At 71.5% G+C, this 22,433-nt stretch carries 17 protein-coding genes and 1 pseudogene; 4 read left to right on the top strand and 14 right to left on the bottom strand.

Annotation, left to right across the window (positions count from 1 at the left end):
- The first annotated feature begins 42 nt into the window (after positions 1-42).
- Complete coding sequence (gene dnaE, locus PVE36_RS05945) at positions 43-3,648, top strand: DNA polymerase III subunit alpha (RefSeq protein ID WP_277455206.1); 3,606 nt, start codon at positions 43-45, stop codon at positions 3,646-3,648.
- 32 nt (positions 3,649-3,680) lie between these two features.
- Complete coding sequence (locus tag PVE36_RS05950) at positions 3,681-5,834, top strand: S9 family peptidase (RefSeq protein ID WP_277455207.1); 2,154 nt, start codon at positions 3,681-3,683, stop codon at positions 5,832-5,834.
- Positions 5,835-5,872: 38 nt separating this feature from the next.
- Here the strand turns inward: PVE36_RS05950 and PVE36_RS05955 are convergent, their stop codons facing one another.
- The 7 genes from PVE36_RS05955 to PVE36_RS05985 are packed head-to-tail and all read right to left on the bottom strand — an operon-like array spanning position 5,873 to position 14,827.
- The gene (locus PVE36_RS05955) at positions 5,873-6,478 is read right to left on the bottom strand and encodes a TetR/AcrR family transcriptional regulator (protein WP_277455209.1); all 606 of its coding nucleotides are present in this window, start codon (positions 6,476-6,478) and stop codon (positions 5,873-5,875) included.
- A gap of 5 nt (positions 6,479-6,483) precedes the next feature.
- Positions 6,484-7,281, bottom strand: a complete 798-nt coding sequence (locus PVE36_RS05960) for an enoyl-CoA hydratase family protein (protein WP_277455211.1) — start codon at positions 7,279-7,281, stop codon at positions 6,484-6,486.
- Positions 7,278-9,365 (bottom strand): biotin carboxylase N-terminal domain-containing protein, encoded by a 2,088-nt coding sequence (locus tag PVE36_RS05965; RefSeq protein WP_277455212.1) that lies wholly within the window; start codon positions 9,363-9,365, stop codon positions 7,278-7,280. Before PVE36_RS05965 ends, PVE36_RS05960 begins: the two co-directional genes overlap by 4 nt.
- 8 nt (positions 9,366-9,373) lie before the next feature.
- The gene (locus tag PVE36_RS05970; RefSeq protein WP_277455214.1) at positions 9,374-10,972 is read right to left on the bottom strand and encodes an acyl-CoA carboxylase subunit beta; all 1,599 of its coding nucleotides are present in this window, start codon (positions 10,970-10,972) and stop codon (positions 9,374-9,376) included.
- Positions 10,969-12,138: an acyl-CoA dehydrogenase family protein gene (locus tag PVE36_RS05975; RefSeq protein ID WP_277455215.1), complete on the bottom strand. Its 1,170-nt coding sequence runs from the start codon at positions 12,136-12,138 to the stop codon at positions 10,969-10,971. Before PVE36_RS05975 ends, PVE36_RS05970 begins: the two co-directional genes overlap by 4 nt.
- Positions 12,135-14,072 carry an acyclic terpene utilization AtuA family protein gene (locus PVE36_RS05980; RefSeq protein WP_277455216.1) on the bottom strand — a complete coding sequence of 646 codons (1,938 nt, stop codon included), beginning with the start codon at positions 14,070-14,072 and terminating at the stop codon, positions 12,135-12,137. Before PVE36_RS05980 ends, PVE36_RS05975 begins: the two co-directional genes overlap by 4 nt.
- Positions 14,069-14,827 (bottom strand): TIGR03084 family metal-binding protein, encoded by a 759-nt coding sequence (locus tag PVE36_RS05985; RefSeq protein WP_277455218.1) that lies wholly within the window; start codon positions 14,825-14,827, stop codon positions 14,069-14,071. Before PVE36_RS05985 ends, PVE36_RS05980 begins: the two co-directional genes overlap by 4 nt.
- 77 nt (positions 14,828-14,904) lie before the next feature.
- Between PVE36_RS05985 and PVE36_RS05990 the strand changes: the two genes are divergently transcribed.
- A complete protein-coding gene (locus PVE36_RS05990; RefSeq protein WP_277455219.1) occupies positions 14,905-16,050 on the top strand; it encodes an acyl-CoA dehydrogenase family protein in 1,146 nt (381 codons plus the stop codon).
- A 58-nt stretch (positions 16,051-16,108) separates the two neighbouring features.
- Positions 16,109-16,936, top strand: a complete 828-nt coding sequence (locus PVE36_RS05995) for an NAD(P)-dependent oxidoreductase (protein WP_277455222.1) — start codon at positions 16,109-16,111, stop codon at positions 16,934-16,936.
- Positions 16,937-16,939: 3 nt separating this feature from the next.
- Here the strand turns inward: PVE36_RS05995 and PVE36_RS06000 are convergent, their stop codons facing one another.
- The 7 genes and pseudogenes from PVE36_RS06000 to PVE36_RS06030 form a co-directional block, all read right to left on the bottom strand.
- Complete coding sequence (locus PVE36_RS06000) at positions 16,940-18,022, bottom strand: DUF4185 domain-containing protein (RefSeq protein WP_277455224.1); 1,083 nt, start codon at positions 18,020-18,022, stop codon at positions 16,940-16,942.
- Positions 18,023-18,125: 103 nt separating this feature from the next.
- On the bottom strand, positions 18,126-18,632 hold the full coding sequence (locus tag PVE36_RS06005; RefSeq protein WP_277455226.1) for a flavodoxin/nitric oxide synthase: 507 nt from the start codon (positions 18,630-18,632) through the stop codon (positions 18,126-18,128).
- 1 nt (position 18,633) lies between these two features.
- Complete coding sequence (locus PVE36_RS06010; RefSeq protein ID WP_277455229.1) at positions 18,634-18,855, bottom strand: hypothetical protein; 222 nt, start codon at positions 18,853-18,855, stop codon at positions 18,634-18,636.
- A gap of 77 nt (positions 18,856-18,932) precedes the next feature.
- Positions 18,933-19,537, bottom strand: a pseudogene (locus PVE36_RS06015) (response regulator transcription factor).
- Positions 19,534-20,676 carry a sensor histidine kinase gene (locus PVE36_RS06020; RefSeq protein ID WP_277455231.1) on the bottom strand — a complete coding sequence of 381 codons (1,143 nt, stop codon included), beginning with the start codon at positions 20,674-20,676 and terminating at the stop codon, positions 19,534-19,536. The pseudogene PVE36_RS06015 and the gene PVE36_RS06020 overlap by 4 nt, the downstream one beginning before the upstream one ends.
- A complete protein-coding gene (locus PVE36_RS06025; protein WP_277455232.1) occupies positions 20,673-21,431 on the bottom strand; it encodes an ABC transporter permease in 759 nt (252 codons plus the stop codon). Before PVE36_RS06025 ends, PVE36_RS06020 begins: the two co-directional genes overlap by 4 nt.
- Positions 21,428-22,414, bottom strand: a complete 987-nt coding sequence (locus PVE36_RS06030; protein ID WP_277455774.1) for an ABC transporter ATP-binding protein — start codon at positions 22,412-22,414, stop codon at positions 21,428-21,430. The genes PVE36_RS06025 and PVE36_RS06030 overlap by 4 nt, the downstream gene beginning before the upstream one ends.
- Positions 22,415-22,433 lie beyond the last annotated feature (19 nt).

Raw genomic sequence — 22,433 nt, forward strand, 5'->3', positions numbered from 1 at the left:
GCAGGGGCCGAGTTGTCCGTGGCTCGGCCTAGACTCGGAGCGATGTCCGAGCTGCCGCGTTCCGAGAACTTCGTCCACCTGCACAACCACACCGAGTACTCCATGCTCGATGGGGCTGCCCGGATCACGGACATGTTCTCCACCGCCCAGGAGATGGGCATGCCGGCGATCGCGACGACCGACCACGGCTACCTCTTCGGTGCGCACGAGTTCTGGAAGACGGCGCAGTCCTACGACGTCAAGCCGATCATCGGCCTCGAGGCCTATGTGGCGCCCGGCCACACCAGCCGCAAGGACAAGACCCGGGTGAAGTGGGGTGACGAGCGCACCCGCAAGGGTGACGACGTCTCCGGTGGTGGTGCCTACACCCACATGACGCTGCTGGCGCGCAACAACACCGGCATGCACAACCTCTTCCGCATGGACTCGATGGCCTCCCTGGACTCGGTGTACGCCAAGTGGCCGCGCCTGGACCGCGAGCTGCTGTCGCAGTACGGCGAGGGGCTCATCGCGACGACCGGCTGCCCCTCCGGCGAGATCCAGACGCGCCTGCGCCTGGGGCAGTACGACAAGGCGATCGAGGCTGCCTCCGAGTTCCGCGACATCTTCGGCAAGGAGCACTACTTCCTCGAGCTGATGGACCACGGCAACCAGATCGAGCGTCGGGTGCGCGAGGACCTGATGCGTCTGGCGAGGGACCTGCAGCTGCCGCTCCTGGCCACGAACGACCTGCACTACGTCAAGCAGGAGGACTACATCGCCCAGGACGCGCTCCTGTGCATCAACTCCGGCTCGACGCTGCTCGACCCCGATCGGTTCTCCTTCGAGGGCGACGGCTACTACCTGAAGTCCCCGGCGGAGATGCGCCGGCTGTGGCGCGAGCTGCCGGAGGCCTGCGACAACACGCTGCTCGTCGCCGACATGTGCGAGGTCTCCTTCACCGAGGGCGAAGGGCGGTACATGCCGCGCTTCGACGTCCCGCCGGGGGAGGACGAGCAGTCGTGGTTCGTCAAGGAGGTCCAGACCGGGTTGAGCCGGCGCTTCCCGGACGGGATCCCGGAGTACGCGCAGAAGCAGGCGGACTACGAGGTGGGGGTCATCGCGGGGAAGGGCTACCCCGGGTACTTCCTCGTCGTCGCCGACTTCATCAACTGGGCGAAGAACAACGGCATCCGGGTGGGGCCCGGCCGAGGCTCCGGTGCCGGGTCGATGTGCGCCTACGCGATGGGGATCACCGACCTCGACCCGATCCCGCACGGGTTGATCTTCGAGCGCTTCCTCAACCCCGAGCGACAGTCGATGCCCGACTTCGACGTCGACTTCGACGAGCGTCGCCGCGCCGAGGTCATCCAGTACGTCACGGACAAGTACGGCGACGAGCGCGTGGCGATGATCGCCACCTACGGCACGATCAAGGCCAAGCAGGCCGTCAAGGACGCCGCCCGGGTCATGGGTCACCCCTTCTCCGTCGGCGAGCAGCTGACCAAGGCGATGCCCGCCGACGTCATGGGCAAGGGCGTCCCGCTGAACAAGATGTACGACCCGCAGCACGACCGCTACAACGAGGGCCAGGAGTTCCGCGACCTCGTCCAGAGCGAGAAGCACCTCGGCGAGATCGTCGAGACCGCCAAGGGCCTCGAGGGCCTGAAGCGTCAGTGGGGCGTCCACGCCGCCGGCGTCATCATGTCCAGCGAGCCGCTGATCGACGTCATCCCGATCATGCGTCGCCTGCAGGACGGCCAGGTGCTCACCCAGTTCGACTACCCGACGTGCGAGACGCTCGGGCTGGTCAAGATGGACTTCCTGGGCCTGCGCAACCTCACGATCCTCGACGACGCCCTGATCAACATCAAGAGCAACCGCGACGAGGAGATCGACCTCGATGCGCTGAGCAAGGACATGACCGACGAGGCGACCTACCGCCTTCTTGGTCGTGGCGACACCCTCGGCGTCTTCCAGCTCGACGGCGGCGGCATGCGCACGCTGCTGCGTCTGATGCAGCCGGACAACTTCGAGGACATCTCCGCCGCTCTTGCGCTGTACCGACCCGGCCCGATGGGCGTGAACGCGCACACGAACTTCGCGCTGCGCAAGAACGGCCGCCAAGAGGTCGTCCCTCTCGACCCGCAGCTGAAGGGCAAGCTGCAGCCGCAGATGGTCGAGGCGCTCGAGCCGATCCTGGGCACGACGCACGGTTTGTGCATATACCAGGAACAGGTAATGGAGATCGCTCAGAAGCTCGCGGGGTACACCCTGGGCAATGCCGACCTGCTCCGCCGCGCGATGGGCAAGAAGAAGAAGGAGGTCCTCGACAAGGAGTACGTGCCCTTCTCCGAGGGGATGAAGGCCAACGGCTACAACGAGGCCTCGGTCGCCGCGCTGTGGGGCGTGCTCGTCCCCTTCTCCGACTACGCCTTCAACAAGGCGCACACCGCCGCCTACGGTCTCGTCTCGTACTGGACGGCCTACCTCAAGGCCAACTACCCGGCCGAGTACATGGCGGCGCTGCTGACCTCCGTCGGTGACGACAAGGACAAGTCGGCGCTCTACCTCAACGAGTGCCGTCGCATGGGCATCAAGGTGCTGCCGCCGTCGGTCAACGAGTCCGAGGGGCCCTTCGCCGCCGTCGGCGAGGACATCCGCTTCGGTCTGCTCGCGATCCGCAACGTCGGCCGCAACGTCGTCGACGCGATCATCGCCACCCGCGAGGAGAAGGGGGCGTTCACCTCCTTCGACGACTTCCTCGCCAAGTGCCCGGCCGTGGTGTGCAACAAGCGCACCATCGAGTCACTGATCATGGCCGGCGCCTTCGACGACCTCGACCACCCCCGCCAGGGCCTGGTCATGGTCCACGAGGAGTACGTCGAGGCCTTCGTCGGCGTCAAGCGCCAGGAGGCCGTCGGCCAGGACTCGCTGTGGGACATGTTCGGCGGGGACGAGGCCGCCGACGACGGCCCCGGGTCCGGCATCGAGGGGATGGGCCTGCGGGCGATCCCCGAGGTCGAGTGGGACAAGAAGGCCAAGCTCGCCAACGAGCGCGACATGCTCGGTCTCTACGTCTCCGACCACCCGCTCTTCGGCGTCGAGCACGTGCTCCAGCGCGCGGCGGACACCTCCATCGCGACCCTGACCCAGTCCGACAACGGCGTGAAGGAGAACAGCCACGTCACCATCGCCGGGCTCGTCACCGGGCTGAGCGTCAAGCGCACCAAGAAGGGGGACCTGTGGGCCATCGCGACCATCGAGGACCTCGAGGGCGCGATCGAGTGCCTCTTCTTCCCCAAGACGTACCTGACGGTGCAGACGATGCTCACCCAGGACATCGTCGCCGTCGTGCGCGGCCGGGTGAACGTGCGTGACGACTCCGTCTCCCTCTACGCAGAGGACCTGAAGATCCCCGAGCTGACCGACGGGCCCCGCGGTCCGGTCGTGCTCACGCTCGACTACGCCCGCGCCACGACCGGGCGGATCGAGGAGGTCAAGCAGGTGCTCTCACAGCACCCGGGCAGCACCGACGTGCAGATCAAGCTCATCCAGCCCGGGCGGGCGGTGACGATGTCCGTCGACGCCAGCTACCGGGTCGAGCCGACCGAGGCGCTCATCGGCGACCTCAAGGTCATCCTCGGCGCCCGGGCGGTGTCGGCGTGAGTGACGCCACGAGCAACCAAGGAGCCCACGACATGACGCAGACCGAGCAGGGGCACGCCACCCCGCCCGTGGCGGACAAGCGCGAGCACGTGCGCAGCCACCACGGTGACGACGTCCTCGACCCCTACGAGTGGATGCGTGACGGCGAGGACCCCGACGTCCTGGCGCACCTCGAGGCGGAGAACGCCTACGCCGAGTCCACGACGGCGCACCTGGCCCCCCTTCGCCGACGGCTCTTCGACGAGATCAAGGAGCGCACGCTCGAGACCGACCTGTCCGTGCCCATCGCCTCAGGGCCGTGGTGGTACTACGCGCGCACGGTCGAGGGCCAGCAGTACGCGATCCACTGCCGCGCGCCACTGACCGACGCCACCGCCGTGCCCGAGCTCGACCCGAGCCGGCCGCTGCCCGGCGAGATCGTCCTCCTCGACGGCAACGCGCTCGCGGAGGGGCACGAGTTCTTCTCCCTCGGCGGGCTCGACGTCAGCCACGACCACTCCCGGCTCGCCTACGCGGTCGACGTCACCGGCGACGAGCGCTTCGACGTGCGCGTCGTCGACATCGCCTCCGGTGACGTCCTCGACGAGGCGATCACCGGGGCGGGCTACGGCCTGGCGTTCTCCCGCGACGGTGGCCACCTCTTCCACGTCGCAGTCGACGATGCGTGGCGCCCGCACGAGGTGTGGCGCCACGCGGTCGGCACTCCCCGCGAGGACGACGTGCTCGTGCACCACGAGGAGGACGAGCGGTTCTGGATGGGTCTGGGCACCAGCCGGGACGATCGCTGGATCGTGCTGGTCCTGGGGTCCAAGACGACCTCCGAGGTGCACCTCATCGACGCGACCGATCCGACGGCATCGGCCCGCTGCGTCGCGCCGCGCCGCGAGGGCGTCGACTACGACGTCGAGCCCGCCGCCGACCACCTGCTCATCGTGCACAACGAACGCCAGCCCGAGGGCGACCTCGCCTGGGCGCCGCTCGACGCGACCGGTCCCGAGCAGTGGCAGCCGCTGCTGCAGCGCGGTGAGGACGAGCGCTTCATCGGTGTCGACGCCTTCGACGACTTCGCCGTCCTGTCACTGCGTGCAGGCGGGCTGCCTGCGCTGCGGATCCTGCCGCGCACCTCTCGGTCGGCCCCCTCCGTCGCCGCCGACTACGGGGACCCGGTCGACGTCCCCTTCGACGACGAGCTGCACTCGGTGGCCCTGGGCCCGGTCGCCGAGTCCGGCACCGACCGGATCCGCGTCCTCCACGAGTCCTGGGTCAGCCCCCGGTCGGTCCTGGACGTCGTCGTGGCGACCGGCGAGCGGATCGTCCTCAAGCGCCAGCCCGTCCTCGGTGGCGTCGACCTCGACGACTACGAGCAGCGCCGCACCTGGGCGACGGCCCCGGACGGCACGCGGGTACCCGTCTCCCTCGTCATGCGGCGCGGCACGCAGGCCGACGGGACCAACCCCGGGCTGCTCTACGGGTACGGCAGCTACGAGATGAGCTTCGACCCCTACTTCTCCATCGCCCGGCTGTCCCTGCTCGACCGCGGGGTCGTCTACGCCGTCGCGCACGTGCGTGGTGGCGGCGAGCTCGGCCGGCACTGGTACGACGACGGCAAGATGCTGCACAAGCGCAACACCTTCACCGACTTCGTGGCCGCCGCGGAGCACCTCCACGACAGCGGCTGGGTGGCGCGTGACCGCCTGGCGGCCGAAGGGGGGTCCGCCGGTGGTCTCCTCGTGGGCGCCGCGACGAACCTCGCGCCCGACCGCTTCGCGGCGGTGCTGGCGGCCGTGCCCTTCGTCGACACCCTGACGACGATCCTGCGCCCGGACCTGCCGCTGACGGTGCAGGAGTGGGAGGAGTGGGGGGACCCGCTGCACGACCCCGAGGTATACGCGTACATGCGCGGCTACACCCCGTACGAGAACATCGCCGCCGTCGAGTACCCGGCGATCCTCGCCACCACCTCGCTGCACGACACCCGCGTGTACTTCACCGAGCCCGCGAAGTGGGTGGCCCGCCTGCGCGAGGTGACCTCCCACGACGAGCAGCGCCCGATCCTGCTGCGCACCGAGATGAGCGCCGGGCACGGTGGCCGCTCGGGGCGCTACGACGCCTGGGAGCAGGCTGCCTGGGAGTGGGCGTGGGTCCTCGACCGGATCGGGGCGACCGAGCCGCTGACCCGAGCCTGAGGCGAACGACGTCGCCTGCACGGCGGGCCGGGGACGGCTCAGTCCGTGAAGCCCAGCTCGGTCGCGAGTATGCGCGACCACGTGCGCACGACGCGACGCCGGCGCTTGGAGTCGTCGGTGAGCAGGTCGGCCAGGGCGAGGCCGCGGGCGAGGTCCAGGGTGGTCTGGATCAGGGTGCGCACGTGCGGGTCGGAGTCGTCGACACCGAGGTGGGCGACGGCCAGGTCGTGGACCGAGCGGGCGAAGCGGCGCTCCAGCGGCGCGATGACCTCGCGGACCTGCTCGTCGGCCGCCGCCGCGGTCCAGGCGTGCAGGGCCGCCCGGAACAGCTCGCCGTTGTACGTCTCGACGAGGGTCTCGACGACCGCATGGACGCGCGCGGGGCCGTCGCCCGTCGGCGCGGGCAGCCGCTCGACGCGGGTGGCGCGCTCCTGGAACATGTACTCCAGGGCCGCGACGACCAGCGCCTCCCGGGTGGGGAAGTGGTGCTGGAGCGCTCCGCGACTGATCCCCGCCTCGTCGGCGATGACCGAGACCGTTGCCGCGGTCCACCCACGCTCGGCGAGGCAGCGCACGGTGGCCTCGAGCAGCCGCTGCCGGGTGGCCCGACTGCGGTCCTGCTTCGGCTCGGTCGTCGTGCGCATCGCGCTCATCCCTCGCTCGGGGCCCACCGGGGAGGGCGCTTCTGCATGAAGGCCGTCATGCCCTCCCGTGCCTCCTCGCTGACGAAGAGCCGCGCGGACTGGTCGGCGACCCGGTCGCGGTGGGCATCGATGTGGTCGAGGACCTCGTGGGTGATCAGCGCCTTGCTCTCGCGCAGACCCTGCGGCGAGCACCGGCCGAAGGCACCCGTCACCCCGGTGACGGCCTCGTCCAGCTCGTCGGTCCCGACCACGGCCTCGGTCACCAGCCCGATGCGCGCGGCCTCGGTGGCGTCGAATTTCGAGCCGGTGAGGAAGTACCGGGCGGCGGCCCGCGGCTCGATCCTCGGTAGGACGGTCAGCGAGATGACGGATGCGGCCAGCCCCAGGCGGGACTCGGTGAGCGCGTAGGTCGAGGCGTCGCTCGCGACCACGACATCGCACGCGCCGACCAGCCCCATGCCGCCCGCGCGCACGTGCCCGTCGATCCGGCCGATGACCGGCTTCGGCAGCGCGACGATCGCCCGCAGCAGATCGACGAGCTGGTCGGCGCGGGCCCGGGCGGGGTCGTCGGCGGTGTTGCTGCTCGCCTCGGACAGGTCCGCCCCGGCGCAGAAGGTCGTGCCGGTGTGCGTGAGCACGACGCAGCGGACGTCGTCGTCGCGCTCGGCCGCGGCCAGCCCCTCGGTCAGCTCGGCGACGAGCTGGTCGGAGAGGGCGTTGCGGTTGTGCGGCGAGTCGAGGGTGATCGTCATGACGCCCGAGCTCGTCCCGGTCCTGACCCGGGGTCCCTGCGGTGCGCTCATCCTGCGTTCCTCTCATCGGTGTCTCTGCTGTCGCTGTCGTCCGTGGCGACGGAGGCGTCGCCGGCCGCGTCGTCCTCGACGACGGCGAGCGTGGCACCCTGGTCGACCTGCTGGCCCACCGCCACCGCCACCCGGGTGACGGTACCGGCAGCCGGAGCCGTGACCGCGTGGTCCATCTTCATCGCCTCGAGGGTGAGCATCGGCTGCCCCGCCTCGACGACGTCCCCCGGCTCCACGTGCACGCCCGTGATCGTGCCCGGCATGGGTGCGACGAGCGCACCCCCGGGTGTCAGGGCCGACGGGTCCACGAAGCGGGGGCGCAGGCCCAGGGTGCTCGACCCCAGCGGCGAGTCGACGGCGACCATCTCCTGACCCGGCCCGTCACCGGCGATCCACGCGACGTCGAAGCGACGCCGTACGCCGTCCAGGTCGAGGACGACGCAGGTCGGCTCAGCCTCGACGAGGACCACCCGGTCCGCGCACGAAGGGGGCGACTCCAGCTCGAGGCCGTCCCGCCCGACCCGGTGTCCCACGACGACCTCGTGGTCGCCGTGGGCGAAGGTGCGCCGCTGGAAGGTCGAGGGCACGTTGCGGAACCCGGTGTGCACCAACTGCAGGACCGGGCGCCGGGCGACCTGGCGTGCACCGTCGGCGAGGGCGGCCACGAGCCCGGCGAGCTCCGGGGCGAGGGCGGTGTCCTTGGTCAGGGTGCCCGGGTCGTAGCGACCGTAGAAGCCGGTGTCCGCGGTGCCGTCGAGGAACTCCGGGTGCAGCAGGCTCTCGACGAGCAGGTCCCGGTTGGTCGTGATGCCGTGGATCCGGCTGCGGCGCAACGCGGCCGCGAGCTCGCGGACCGCCTCCTCCCGGGTGGGTGCCCGGGAGATGACCTTGGCGAGCATCGCGTCGTAGTGGGTGCCGATGACCGAGCCGACCTCGACCCCGGAGTCGAGCCGGATGCCGTGCTCGGGTGCGACCGCGAACCGCGTGGAGACCCCGGGCACGGACAGGGCCGCGACCGTCCCGGTCTGGGGGCGCCAGTCGGCGTTCGGGTCCTCGGCGTAGAGCCGCGCCTCGACCGACCACCCACGGGCGGACGGTTCCTGCGCGGGGAGGGCCCTCCCTTCGGCCACGTCGATCTGCCGGCCCACGAGGTCGGTGCCGGTGACCGCCTCGGTGACCGGGTGCTCGACCTGCAGGCGGGTGTTCATCTCCAGGAACCAGAAGGAGCCGTCGGGGAGGGCGAGGAACTCCACGGTCCCCGCACCGCGGTAGCCGACCGCGGCGGCGGCGTCGCGACCGGCCTGCAGGAGGCGCTCGCGCATCTGCGGCCCGACCCGCTCGACGAGGGGCGAGGGGGCCTCTTCGATGACCTTCTGGTGGCGGCGCTGCAGCGAGCACTCCCGCTCGCCGAGCGCCCACACGGTGCCGTGCGCGTCGGCCAGCACCTGGACCTCGACGTGGTGCCCGGACTCGAGGTAGCGCTCGACGAAGACGGTGGGGTCCCCGAAGGCGGAGGCGGCCTCCCGCGAGGCGGACTCGACGGCGTCGTCGACCTCCGCCAGGGTGCGCACGACTCGCATGCCGCGGCCACCGCCACCCGCGGAGGCCTTGACGAGCACCGGCAGGTGCTCCTCGCTGACGGCCTCCGGGGCGATGCGCTCCAGGACCGGGACACCGGCGTCGGCCATGCGCTGCTTGGACTCGACCTTGCTGCCCATGACGGCGATGGCCCGCGGGTCGGGACCGATCCAGGTCAGGCCCGCGGCGCGGACCTGCTCGGCGAAGTCGGCGTTCTCGGACAGGAAGCCGTACCCGGGGTGGATCGCGTCCGCCCCGGCACGTCGGGCGGCCTCGATGACCAGGTCGCCGCGCAGGTAGGTGTCGGTGGGGGAGCTGCCGGGCAGGTGCACCGCGGCATCGGCCTCGCTCACGTGCGGGCTGTCGGCGTCCGGGTCGGAGAAGACTGCGACGGTGGCGATGCCGCGGGCACGACAGGTGGCGAAGACCCGGCGGGCGATCTCGCCGCGGTTGGCGACGAGGACGGACCGGATCGGGGTGGCAGGTGTGGTGGCGACAGGGTTCACGGTGGTCCTCACATTCGGAAGACGCCGAAGGAGGAGGTCCCCTCGACCGGTGCGGTGTGGATGGCGGACAGGGCGATCCCCAGGACGTCGCGGGTGTCGCGGGGGTCGATGATGCCGTCGTCGTAGACGAGGCCGGAGAGGACCATCGGCATCGACTGCGCGGTGATCTCCTGCTCGATGTAGGCGCGCAGGCCCTGTGCGCCCTCCTCGTCGAAGGGCTTGCCCTGGGCCAGCGCGGACGCCTTCGACACCGAGTAGGTGACGTCGGCCAGCTGCTGGGCGCCCATCACCGACGAGCGCGCCGAGGGCCAGCTGAAGACGAAGCGCGGGGCGTAGGCGCGACCGCACATCCCGTAGTGGCCGGCACCGTAGGAGTTGCCCAGCAGGACGGAGATGTGCGGGACCGTCGAGTTCGACACCGCGTTGATCATCATCGCGCCGTGCTTGATGATGCCGCCCTGCTCGTACTCCTTGCCGACCATGTACCCGGTCGTGTTGTGCAGGAAGAGCAGCGGGGTGTTCGAGCGGTTGGCCAGCTGGATGAACTGGGCGGCCTTCTGCGACTCCTCGCTGAAGAGGACCCCGCGCGCGTTGGCGAGGATCCCGATGGGGAAGCCGTGCAGCTGCGCCCACCCGGTGACCAGGGAGCTGCCGTAGAGCGGCTTGAACTCGTCGAAGTCGCTGTCGTCGACGATCCGGGCGATGACCTCGCGCGGGTCGAAGGGGGACTTCAGGTCCGGCGGGACGATGGACAGCAGCTCCTCGGCCGGGTAGCGCGGCGGACGCGGAGTCGTCGTGACCGGTCCCGCGGCCTTGCGGTGGCCCAGCCGGGAGACGATGCGGCGGCCGATCCGGATGGCGTCCTGCTCGTCACGGGCGTAGTGGTCGGCCAGGCCGGAGACGCGGGCGTGCATGTCGGCGCCGCCGAGGGACTCGTCGTCGGACTCCTCGCCGGTGGCCGCCTTGACCAGCGGCGGGCCGGCGAGGAAGACCTTGGACCGCTCCTCGATCATCACGACGTGGTCGCTCATGCCCGGCAGGTAGGCGCCGCCGGCCGTGGAGTTGCCGAAGACGAGCGCGATCGTCGGGATGCCCTCGCGGGAGAGCCGGGTGAGGTTCTTGAAGATCGCGCCGCCGGGGATGAAGATCTCCTTCTGCGTCGGCAGATCGGCACCGCCCGACTCGACGAGCGAGATCACCGGCAGCCGGTTGGCCAGGGCGACCTCGTGCATCCGCAGCGTCTTCTTCAGCGACCACGGGTTGCTCGCGCCGCCCTTGACGGTCGGGTCGTTGGCGACGACGAGGCACTCCACCCCGCTGACGAGGCCGATGCCGGCGACGACGGAGCCGCCGACGGTGAAGTCCGACCCGTAGCCGGCGAGGGTGGCCAGCTCGAGGAAGGGGGACTCCAGGTCCAGGAGCAGCTCCACCCGTTCCCGGGCGGTCAGCTTGCCCCGGTCGTGGTGGCGCTTGACGTACTTCTCACCCCCACCCGCGACGGCCTTGGCGACCTCGACGCCGATCTCGGCGAGGGAGGCGTGCATCGCCTCCGCCGCGGACTGCGCCTCGGGGGTCGTCGGGTCGAGCGTGCTCCGCAGGATCGTCATGCCACCAGTCCCATCCGTCGTGCTGCCATGTCATTGAGGATCTCGACGGTCCCGCCGCCGATGCCGAGGATGCGCACGTCGCGGTACTGCCGCTCGACCTCGCTCCCGAGCATGTAGCCCATTCCGCCGAAGAGCTGGACGGCCTGGTGGGCCACCCACTCGCCGGTCTCCGTCGCGGTGTTCTTGGCGAAGCAGACCTGCGGGATGAGGTCGACCAGGCTCTCGCCGTCCTCGTACCGGTCGACGACCGAGCGGGTGTAGGCACGGGCCACGTCGATGCGGCGGGCCATCTCCACGAGGGTCGTCTGCACGCCCTGCCGGCTGATGAGCGGCTGCCCGAAGGTGGCGCGCTCGCGGCACCACTCGGTCGCCAGGTCGAGGCAGCGCTGGGCCTGCGAGTACGCCTGCACGGCCAGGCCGATGCGCTCGCTGAGGAAGGCGCTGCCGATGAGGAGGAAGCCGGCGTTCTCCGGGCCGACGAGGTGGTTCGCCGGGACGCGGGCGTCGGTGAAGGACAGCTCGGCGGTGTCGGAGCACCGCCAGCCCATCTTGCCGAGCCTGCGGGAGACCTCGAAGCCCGGCGTGCCCCGCTCGACCACGAGCAGGGAGAGACCGCGGGCGCCCTTGTGCTCGTCCCCGCCGGTGCGCACCGCGGTGGTGACGAAGTCGGCCCGCACACCCGAGGTGATGAAGGTCTTGGAGCCGTTGACCACGTAGTGCTCGCCGTCGCGACGGGCCGTCGTGCGCAGCGCGCCGACGTCGGACCCGCCGCCGGGCTCGGTGATGCCGAGCGCGCCGATCATCTCCCCGGCGAGGGTCGGTGCCACCCACCGGTCGACCTGCCCCTGGTCACCCGCGGTGACGATGTGCGGGCAGGCGATCCCCGCGGTGAAGAGCGAGGCGTAGACGCCACCGGCCGCGCCGGCCTCGTGCAGCGCCTCGCCGACGGTGACCGACTCGCGCTGGCCGCCCCCGCCGCCACCGGCACTCTCGGGGAAGGAAACCCCGATCAGTCCCAGCGCCCCGGCCGTGCGGTGCAGCTCGCGCGGCAGCTCACCGGCCTCCTCCCAGTCGTCCTGATGGGGCAGCACCTCGCGGCGGACGAACTCGGTCGTCGTCGCGCGCAGGGCCCGCAGCTCCTCGGTCTGCCAGTCGCGGTGACTCATCGGTCCTCCGTGGGGATCAGGGACTGCGGGATGTCGACGTGCCGTGCGCGGAGCCACTCGCCCAGGCCCTTGGCCTGCGGGTCGAAGCGCGCGTTGTAGGCCACGCCCTCACCGAGGAGTCCCTCGATGACGATGTTGACGGCACGCAGGTTGGGCAGGCGGGTGAGGGTGATCGGCAGGTCGGCCGCCTCGGGGAGCAGCTCGCGGACGCGCTCGGTGGTCAGTAGCTCGGACAACCACGGCCACGCGGCGTCCTCGCGCACCCACACACCGATGTTGGCGTTGCCGCCCTTGTCCCCGGAGCGGGCGCCGGCGACCCTCCCCAGCGGGGCGCGGACGGTGGCGCCCTCCCACTCCCTTCGCAACTGCTTAGGCTCCTGCGAGGTGTGGGGGCCGTGCTCGTGCAACTGCTTAGGCTCTTGCGAGGTGTGGGGGTGCTGCCCGTGCAACTGCTTAGGCTCTTGCGAGGTGTGGGGGTGCTGCCCGTGCAACTGCTTGGGCTCCTGCGAGGTGTGGGGGTGCTGCCCGTGCAACTGCTTAGGCTCTTGCGAGGTGTGGGGGTGCTGCCCGTGCAACTGCTTAGGCTCTTGCGAGGTGTGGGGGTCCGTCAGGGGCTCGAGCGGACGCGTCACCGTCGGTGGTTCGATCTGCTCCACGCTCCCGTCGTCCAGGACGACCTCGTGCCGGGGCGCCGACTGCGGGACGTGGCCGGGGGTGAAGACCCCGTAGGGCGTCGCCGCCGCCGGCGGGGCGAGGGTGTGCCAGCCGGGGTAGGAGCCCAGTGCGATCTCGATGGCGGCGTTGGAGAAGGGGCGTCCGACGACCGCTGTGTCCGGGTCCCGGGCGACGACCGTCAGCAACGCCGCGGCCTGCTGCTGTGTCGCCGGGTCCGCGGTGTCGGTGCGCGCCAGCGTCCACGTCAGCTCGGCGGGGGAGGTGGTGAGCGCGTCGTGGAACTGGCGCTGGACGAGGTCCGACTTGGCCTCGATGTCCAGTCCGGTCAGGGCCATCGTCATCTCGTTGCGGAAGCCCCCGAGGGACGTCAGTGACACCTTGACGTCCGGTGGTGGGGCCTCCCCGCGCACCCCGGTGATCGAGACCCGGTCGGTGCCGTCCTGGCGAAGGGAGATCGAGTCCAGTCGGGTGGTGACGTCCGGGCCGGCGTAGCGCGCGTCCTGCACCTCGTAGAGCAGCTGGCTGGTGACGGTGCCGACGGTGACCGCACCGGCCGTGCCCGGGTGCTTGGTGATCACGCTCGACCCGTCAGGGAGGATCTCGGCGATCGGGAAGCCCGGGTGGACGAGGTCGGCGACCTCGGTGAAGAAGGCGTAGTTGCCACCTGTCGCCTGCGTGCCGCACTCGATGACGTGGCCCGCGACCGTGGCTCCGGCGAGGGCGTCGAGGTCGTCGCGGCCCCACCCGAAGCGGGCGATCGCCGGGCCGACGATGACCGACGCGTCGGTGACCCGGCCGGTGACGACGACGTCCGCGCCCGAGGCGACGGCACGGGCGATGCCGAAGCCGCCGAGGTAGGCGTGCGCGCCCAGCGGCGTGCCGAGGTCGAGTTCGTCGGCGCGCGGGGTCAGGTCGTCACCGCGCACGTGGGCGACGGTGGGGGAGAGGCCCTGCTCGGCCGCCAGCGCGCGGATCGCGGCGACCAGGCCCGGGGTGTTGACGCCCCCTGCGTTGGCGACGATCGTCACGCCCCGGTCCAGGGCGAGCCCGAGGCAGTCGCGCAGCTGCGTCAGGAAGGTCTTGGCGTACCCGGTGCTCTCGTCCTTGGCGCGGTCGCGGGCGAGGATGAGCATCGTCAGCTCGGCCAGCCAGTCCCCGGTCAGGACGTCCAGCTCGCCGCCCTCGAGCATCTCCCGCATCGCGGAGAGCCGGTCGCCGTAGAAGCCGGAGCAGTTGCCGACGCGCAACATCTCTGTCATCGCCGGGCCCCCTTCGGCGCCCCGGCGAAGGCCTGGGCGAAGGTCAACCAGTGGGTGGCCTCCCCGGTGGCGACCAGGTCGGTGTCGGCGAGATCGCGCCGCTGAGTGACCACGAGGCAGAAGTCCTCGGCCGTGCCGGTGACCCGGTCCGCACCCTCCTCGCCCCAGGTCCACAGGTCCCCGTCGGGTGCGGTCAGGTCGACGTGGAAGGGAGCGGGCGGCACCGGCTGGTCCGTGATCAGGTAGGCGAAGTCGCGGGTGCGCACGCCGAGGTGGCAGATGTCGCGCAGCCGGTCGGTCGGCTCGCGGCGCACACCCAGGGCGTCGGCGACATCCTGCCCGTGCGCCCAGGTCTCCATCAGGCGGGCGGTGGCCATCGAGCGGGCGCTCATCGGTGGCCCGAACCACGGCAGCTTCGTCGCGGGGGTGGAGCGAAGGGCGTCGGCCAGCTTCTCGCGGCCGGTGCGCCACCGCGCCAGCAGCTCGACCGGGGGAGCGGCTGCTCCCTTCGCCGCCTGCTCGTCCACGTGTCCCGTGACGTTCTGCAGGGCCGCCTCCACCTCTCCGGCGAACGCCTCGGGAGCGGTCGCGGCGAGGAGGGCGACCTCGTCGGTCCACGCCAAGTGCGCAATCTGGTGGGCGATGGTCCACCCCTGCGCCGGGGTGTCGCGGGCCCACGTCCGCTCGTCGAGGGGGGCGACGAGGGCGTCGAGATCGGTGCACTCATCGAGGAAGGCGGCCACGGTGTCGCTCATGCGGCGAGAGTGCCACGCATCCAGCAAACAATCAAGCATGCTTGTTTTATTCGGGGTTCGTGGCTACCGTCGCCGTCATGCGCCTCACCGATGAGCACACCGCCTTCCGCGCCAGCGTGCGCGCCTTCGTCGAGTCCGAGATCAACCCGCACGTGGACGCGTGGGAGGAGGCCGGGATGTTCCCGGCCCACGAGCTCTTCCCGAAGGCGGCCGCCCTGGGTCTGCTGGGTCTCGAGCGCGACCCCGAGTACGGAGGCGAGGGCGCGGACCACTCCTTCCAGATGGTCGCCGCCGAGGAGCTCGGCCGCGCCGACGCCGCCGGGGTGGCCATGGCGCTGGGGGTGCAGTCGATGATGGCCACGCCCTCGCTCGCCACCTTCGGCACGCCGGACCTGAAGCGCGCGTACCTGGCGCCCGCGCTCGCGGGCGAGCAGGTCGCCGCGATCGCGGTGACCGAGCCGGACACCGGCTCGGACGTCTCCCGGCTGCGCACCCGCGCGGTCCGCGACGGCGACGACTGGGTGATCACCGGCCGCAAGACCTACATCACCAACGGCAGCCAGGCGGACTGGCTCTGCCTGCTCGTGCGCACCTCCGACGAGGGCGGGTACCGGGGCATGTCCCAGGTCATCGTCCCGACCGACTCGCCCGGCTTCGCCGTCGCCAAGCGCCTGGACAAGCTCGGCAACCGCTGCTCCGACACCGCCGAGCTCGTGCTCGACGAGGTGCGCGCGCCCGTGGCCAACACCATCGGCGAGGTCGGGCGCGGCTTCCAGCAGCAGATGCAGCAGTTCATCATCGAGCGGATGTACGCCGCCTACTCCTCCGTCGGCAGCTGCGACCGGGCACTGGAGCGCACCCGCGCCTACATCACCGAGCGCGAGGTCTTCGGCCAGCCGCTGGCCACCAAGCAGTACGTCACCTTCTGCCTGACCGAGCTGCAGGCGCAGGTGGAGATGCTGCGCAACCACAACGCCGCCGTCTGCGAGGCGTACCTCGCCGGCGAGGACATCACGCGTGGCGCCAGCATCGCCAAGCTGACCGCCGGTCGCCTCGCCCGCGAGGTCGCCGATGCGTGCATCCAGTTCCACGGCGGCATGGGCTACATGGAGGAGACGTGGACCGCGCGCTTCTTCCGTGACACCCGCCTGGGCTCCATCGGCGGTGGCGCCGACGAGGTCATGCTCCAGGTCCTGGCGCGGCTCGACGGACTGCCGGCCTGACCCCCTTCGCCCCGGTACGCTCACCCGACCGGACGACCCCACCCCAAGGAGATCGACCATGACCCGCACCCTCGCCGGCCGCACCATCCTCATGTCGGGCGGCAGCCGCGGCATCGGGCTGGCCATCGCCGAGCGCGCCGCCCGGGACGGCGCCAACGTCGCGATCGTCGCCAAGACCGACACCCCGCACCCGAAGCTCGAGGGCACCATCCACACGGCCGCGGCGGCCATCGAGGCGGCCGGCGGTCAGGCCCTACCGATCCTTGGGGACGTGCGGTCCGAGGAGTCAGTCCAGGAGGCCGTGGACCGCGCCGTCGAGCGCTTCGGTGGCATCGACATCGTCGTCAACAACGCCAGCGCCATCGACCTGTCCTCCACGGCGGACCTGTCGATGAAGAAGTACGACCTGATGCAGGACATCAACACCCGCGGGTCCTTCCTCCTGGCGAAGACCGCGCTGCCGCATCTGCAGGCCTCTGACGCAGCGCACGTGCTCACCCTCTCGCCGCCGCTCAACCTCAACCCGCGGTGGGCGGGCGCGCACCTCGGCTACACGATCGCCAAGTACGGCATGAGCCTGGTGACGCTGGGACTGGCGGAGGAGTGGCGCGAGCTCGGCATCGCGGCCAACAGCCTGTGGCCGCGCACGGCCATCGCCACTGCGGCCGTGCAGAACCTCCTCGGCGGCGAGCAGACGATGGCTCGCAGCCGCAGCCCGCAGATCATGGCCGACGCGGCCCACGCGATCCTCACCCGCGACCCCGCCGAGTGCACCGGGCAGTTCCTCATCGACGACGAGGTCCTCGCGCAGGAGGGCGTCACCGACCTCTCCGTCTACGGGCCGCCACTCGAGGAGCTGCTGCCCGACTTCTTCCTCGACGAGTGAGGCTCAGCCCAGGTCGAGGGTGATGAACTTCGGCCGGTAGAGCGTCGGGTTGTTCATCAGCTCGTCGAAGTCGAAGGTGTTTACGTTGTAGGAGATGAGCAGCCGGCCGTCCTGCGACAGCTCGGGGTGGCCGTGCGCGTTGTAGGTGAAGTGCTGTCCCTGCGTCTCGGGCGTCTCGTAGATCGTCTGCGGCTGCTCCCACGGGCCGGTGGGGGAGCAGGCCGTCCACGCGTTGATCTTCGGGCTGTACGGCTCGGAGGTGTCCGAGGAGATCATCAGGTACCCGTCGCGGAAGGGGGAGACGCTCAGCTCGTTGGCCACCCCCTTCGTCAGGCGCTCGCTCTCGTCGGAGTCGTCCTCCCAGCCGTCCGCGCCGAGGTACTCCCACGTCGAGCGGTCGGCGAGGGAACCCGCGGGCGCGCGCGCCACGTGCAGGTGCTTGGCCTCCTCGCGGTCCTCGATGCCGTAGATCCACGTGTGCTGCGCCGTCGACATCAGCCCCGCGCCCCACGCGACCGGCCCCTCGAAGCCCTCCTCGATGTCGGTGACCTCCAGCTCGGGCAGCGACACGTGGGCGAGGGTGTTGCGCTCCCACTCGAAGCCGTTCTCGCCGACCTGCTTGGTCCGGGAGAGGAGGACGAGCAGCTCGCCACCCTCGACCTTGGCGTCCTGCACCCAGTAGTAGGTCTTCTCGCCCGGGTCCGGGAAGAAGGACTCCGGTCCCTCGCGCGTCAGCGTGCTCAGCCGGCCGGACCCGTCCTCGACGACGAGGGCGTTGTGCACCATCGTCATCCCCGGCTCCGGGTTGCCGTTGTCGTCGACGCGTCCGATGAGCGAGTCGCTGAAGAGCCACAGCGTGCGGTCCTGCGGCAGCCGGACCGAGTAGGTCGAGTCGCCGCCGATCCACCCGGGCCCGGACACCTCGAACCGGGCGTCGTCGGAGCGCGAGGGCTGTGCCCAGTCGAAGTCGGCGGAGATCGCCTCGCAGTCGCCGCGGTCCCGATCCCTCTCCTCGGAGCACCCGGCGAGCAGACCAGCGCCGACCGCGAGCACGGCGCAGACCGCGGTCAGGCGTCTGCGGTGCATGCGGGCTCCTGGCGAAGGGGGGCGGGTCGCCTCCCATTGTGACCGACGCGTAGCCACGGGTCGGCGTGCGCCCCGCCCAGCGATCGCAGCGCCGGTCAGGGGGTCACCCGGGCGGGGTCCTCTCCGCGAGTCGACGCCCCAGCTCGCCGCCCCACTCGCGGGCCCGGTCCAGCTCGCCGGGCAGCAGCGGGCCCTCGTAGTCCTCGACGTAGAACGTCTCCGGCTCGGCCAGCACGGTGCAGCCCATGCGCTTCAGCTTCCTGGCCGCTCCGTGGCCCGCGTGCCCGGGCAGGTTCGGGTGGCGCACGTGGGTGTCGAAGGTGGCGACCATCAGCTGCGCGCTGCCCTCGGCGAGCCACTCACGCACGCCTGTCGCGAGCTGCCGGCCACCCCGCCGGTGGGCGTCCTCCCGGGTCGAGGGCCGGCTGAGCCCGAAGGCCTGGGTGGGAGCCCCCACCACGAGCAGGTCGACGCGCAGGTCCGGCAGCGGCGGCGCGTCAGCCACGGCCACCACCTCGGTGGTCAGGTGGGCGCCGAGACCGGCCGCGATCGCCTCGGCGACGGCCCGCGTGTTCCCCCAGGCCGACTCGTGGACGACGATGGCGTTCATCTCAGCGCCGGATCCCGCGGGTGAAGTAGACGAGGGGGCCGACGAAGCTGATGGCGATCACCGCCGCCCACCGTCCCTTGCCGCCGCGCACCTCGCTCGTCGGCCGGAACGCCAGGTCGGTCCAGGCAGTGAGGGCCAGGGACAGCTGGATCGAGGCCAGGGTCAGCACGGTGGTCTGCTGTCCGGGGCTCAGGTCGTCCCAGCTGCGCTTCCCGCGGGTCATGTCGTCTCCCCTCGACGTCGGATCCATGGAAGATCCACCCTCACCTGTGATTGTCGCACGGTGCTGGTGAGCTGCGGTCAGAGCCAGCCGAGATCCTGGGCGCGGCGGGCGGCCTCCACGCGGGTGGCGGAGCCGGTCTTGCCGATGGCCGAGGAGAGGTGGTTGCGCACCGTGCCGGGGAGAGGTGCACCCGCGCGGCGATGGCGGCCGCCGAGCCGCCCTCGAGGGCGTGGGTGAGCACCTCGCGCTCGCGCTCGGTGAGCGGGTTGGGCCCGCCGACGACGCTCTCGGTCGCGAGCGAGGGGTCGACCACCCGACCGCCCCGGGCGACGGTGCGCACGGCCTCCGCCAGCTCCTCGGACGGCGTGTCCTTGACGACGAAGCCCCGCGCGCCCGCCTCGATCGCCCGGCGCAGGAAGCCGGGGCGACCGAAGGTCGTGACGATGAGCACCCTGGTCCCGGGGACCTCGCGGGCCAGCTCGGCGGTGGCGGCGATGCCGTCCATCCCCGGCATCTCGATGTCGAGCACGGCGACGTCGGGGTGGGTGCGGCGTGCCGCCTCGAGCACCTCGTCGCCCGAGCCGACCTCGGCCACGACCTCGAGGTCGTCCTCGAGCCCGAGCAGCGCGGCCATCGCCCCGCGCACGAGTGCCTGGTCGTCGGCGAGCAGGACGGTGGTCACGGCAGCTCCACCCGCACCCTCGTGCCCGGCCCGGCGGAGCCGGGAAGGCCCTCGCCGACCTCGGTGCGCCCACCGGCCTGGGCGACCCGCTCGCGCACGCCGGTCAGGCCGGACCCCTCCTTGCGCCCGCGCAGACCGCGCCCGTCGTCGCTGACCTCGAGCCACGAGGGGCCCCACGCGACCTCGACGCGGTGGGCGCCGCTGTGCCGGATGACATTGGTGACGGCCTCCCGCAGGACCCACGCCATCGTGATCCGGTGGGCCGGGTCGACGACCTCACCGTCCTCGGGCAGGCTGGCCTCGATCCCGGCGTCCCGCAGGGCGGTGGCGGCCACGTCCCGCTCGTCGGCCAGCCGGGCCACCCGCAGCCCGGAGACGGTCGCGCGGATCTCGGCGAGGGACTGGCGGGTGAGCGAGCGGATGTCGGCCAGCTCTCCCTTCGCCCGCTCGGGGTCGATGTCGATGAGGCGCTCGGCCAGGTCGGCCTTGAGGGAGACGACGGTCAGCGAGTGCCCCAGGACGTCGTGGACGTCGCGTGCGACCCGGTCACGCTCGGCGGTCACGGCCAACGACCGCCGCACCACCTGGTGCCGCTCGTCGCTGAGGGTCATCCGGCGGAGCAGAAGACCGAAGCCGCCGATGGCGAGGGGCAGGAAGAGCAGGAACCACACCTCCCGCAGGGCGTCGGTCACCGCCAGGACGATCGCTGCGAAGACGACCACGGCGACCACCGACGGCATCGGCCACCGTTCGGGGAAGCTGAAGGCGGCGACCGAGGCCAGGAAGGGGGCCATGCCCACGGCGCCCGGACCGATGAGGGGGATGAGGGCGACCATGATCGCGATCCCCGCGAGGAAGCTGCCGAAGACGATGACCAGGTCCGCTCGTCGCCAGCCGCAGCGCAGCGCCCCCTGCCCCCGCACGAACCCCCACACGTAGAGGCAGGCGAAGGCGAGGACGGCCGCGAGGGCGATGCCGCGCAGCAGCGGCCGCTCGCTCGTCCTCTCGATCACGGAGAGGGCGGGGAAGGCGAGGAAGACCAGCCAGATGGCGGCGAGGACCCAGCCGTGCCTGGCCCAGGGGTCGGCGAGGTAGTCCTCGTCGGAGGGCCCCTGCGCCACGGGCTCGATCGGGGTCACTGCCGCTCCCGACCCCGTCGCGCCAGGAGGACCGTCGCCACGGCCATGATCATCGTCCACACCACCACGTTAGCCAGCGGCACCCACAGCGACTCGTGGGTGAGTGCGCCGGACGTGCTCACCGAGTCACCACCGGTGAGCGGGTAGCGGGCGAGGGAGACGAAGCCGTAGAGCGGGGTGAACTTCGCGATCGTGAGCATGATCCCCGACAGCGGGATGAAGATGTTGCCGAGGAAGGCGAAGATCACCAGCGACCCGGAGGCCGCCCCGACGGCGGACTCGGACCGGAAGGCGAGCCCGAAGACCAGGCCGTACAGGGCGAAGACGCCCGCGCCGAGGAGCACGGTGGCGGCGGAGACCACCCAGACCCAGGCTTCCCCCTTCGCCCCGGTGCCGATGCCGATCCCGTAGATCAGGGTGATCGGGATCAGCGCGACGGACAGGGCGATGAGCGCCTTGCCGGCGACGTACGAGCTGTCGCGAAGGGGGGTCAGGCCCAGCTGTCGCCCCCACCCCTGCTGGCGCTCGACGGCCGCCTGCCCGCCGATGCTCACCGTCGCGGTGACCGCGCCGTACACGGCCATGGAGATCATGATGTAGAGGGCGACGTTGCCGCGGCCGATGTCCTCCTCGCCGAAGGTCTGCGCCGCGCCGAAGATGACGTACATGAAGGCCGGCAGCCCGGCGATGAAGAACAGGCCGACGTAGTCGCGGGAGATCCGCTTGAGCTCCAGGCCGATGATCGTGGGATTCATCGCAGTGCCTCCGTCCCGGCCGCGCCGGCCGCTTCGTGGGTGTCGATCTGCTCGCCGGTGATGGCGAGGAAGGCGGCGTCCAGGGAGGCCGTGGTGACCTCGAGGTTGCTCCCGCCCAGCTCGGTCAGCAGGACCCGGGCGAGGGCGTCGGCGTCCTCACCGATCGCGGTGACCCGCTCGCCGGTCGCGGTGACCCGGGTGGTGCCCGGGAGCGCGCGCAGCCGCGCGACCGCCGCGCCGACGTCCCCCCTGCGGACGTCGGCGCTGACGGTCCGGCCGCTGCCGCGGGCGCGGATCTCCTCGGTGGTGCCGTCGGCGACCACCCGGCCGTCGGCCATGAGGACGATGCGGTCGGCGAAGTCGTCGGCCTCCTGCAGGTAGTGGGTGGCGAAGAGGATGGTGCGACCCCGCTCCGCGTCGGCGTGCATGGTGCGCCAGAAGTCGCGGCGCGCGGTCACGTCCATTCCGGCGGTGGGCTCGTCGAGGACGAGCAGGTCGGGGTCGGGCAGCAGCGCCAGGGCGAAGCGCAGGCGCTGCTGCTCGCCGCCCGAGAGCTTGTGGACGAGGCGGTCGGCCTTGCCGGCCAGACCGGCCCGCTCGAGGACGGTGTCGACCGGCTGGTGCCCGGTGAAGGTGGAGGCGATGAAGCGGACCGTCTCGCGCGCCGTGAGGTCGCGCAGCAGCCCGCCGGTCTGCAGGACCGCGGAGACCCGCCCGGCGTGGACGGCGTCGCGCGGCGGCTGCCCGAAGGCGGTGACGGTGCCGGTGTCCGGCTGGGTGAGGCCCAGGATCATGTCCAGGGTGGTCGTCTTGCCGGCGCCGTTCGGCCCGAGGATCGCCACGACCTGGCCGGGCGTGACGTCGAGGTCGACGCCGGCGACCGCCCGCACGGTCCTGCTGCCCGCACGGAAGGCCTTGGTGACCCCCTGCAGGTGGATGCCGTCGGCAGCGTCGCTGCGCGGGGTGGCGGGTGCGCTGGTCATCGATGTCATGGCCCAAGCC

The organism is Janibacter sp. DB-40 (assembly GCF_029510815.1).
In the GTDB taxonomy this organism is placed as follows: Bacteria; Actinomycetota; Actinomycetes; order Actinomycetales; family Dermatophilaceae; genus Janibacter.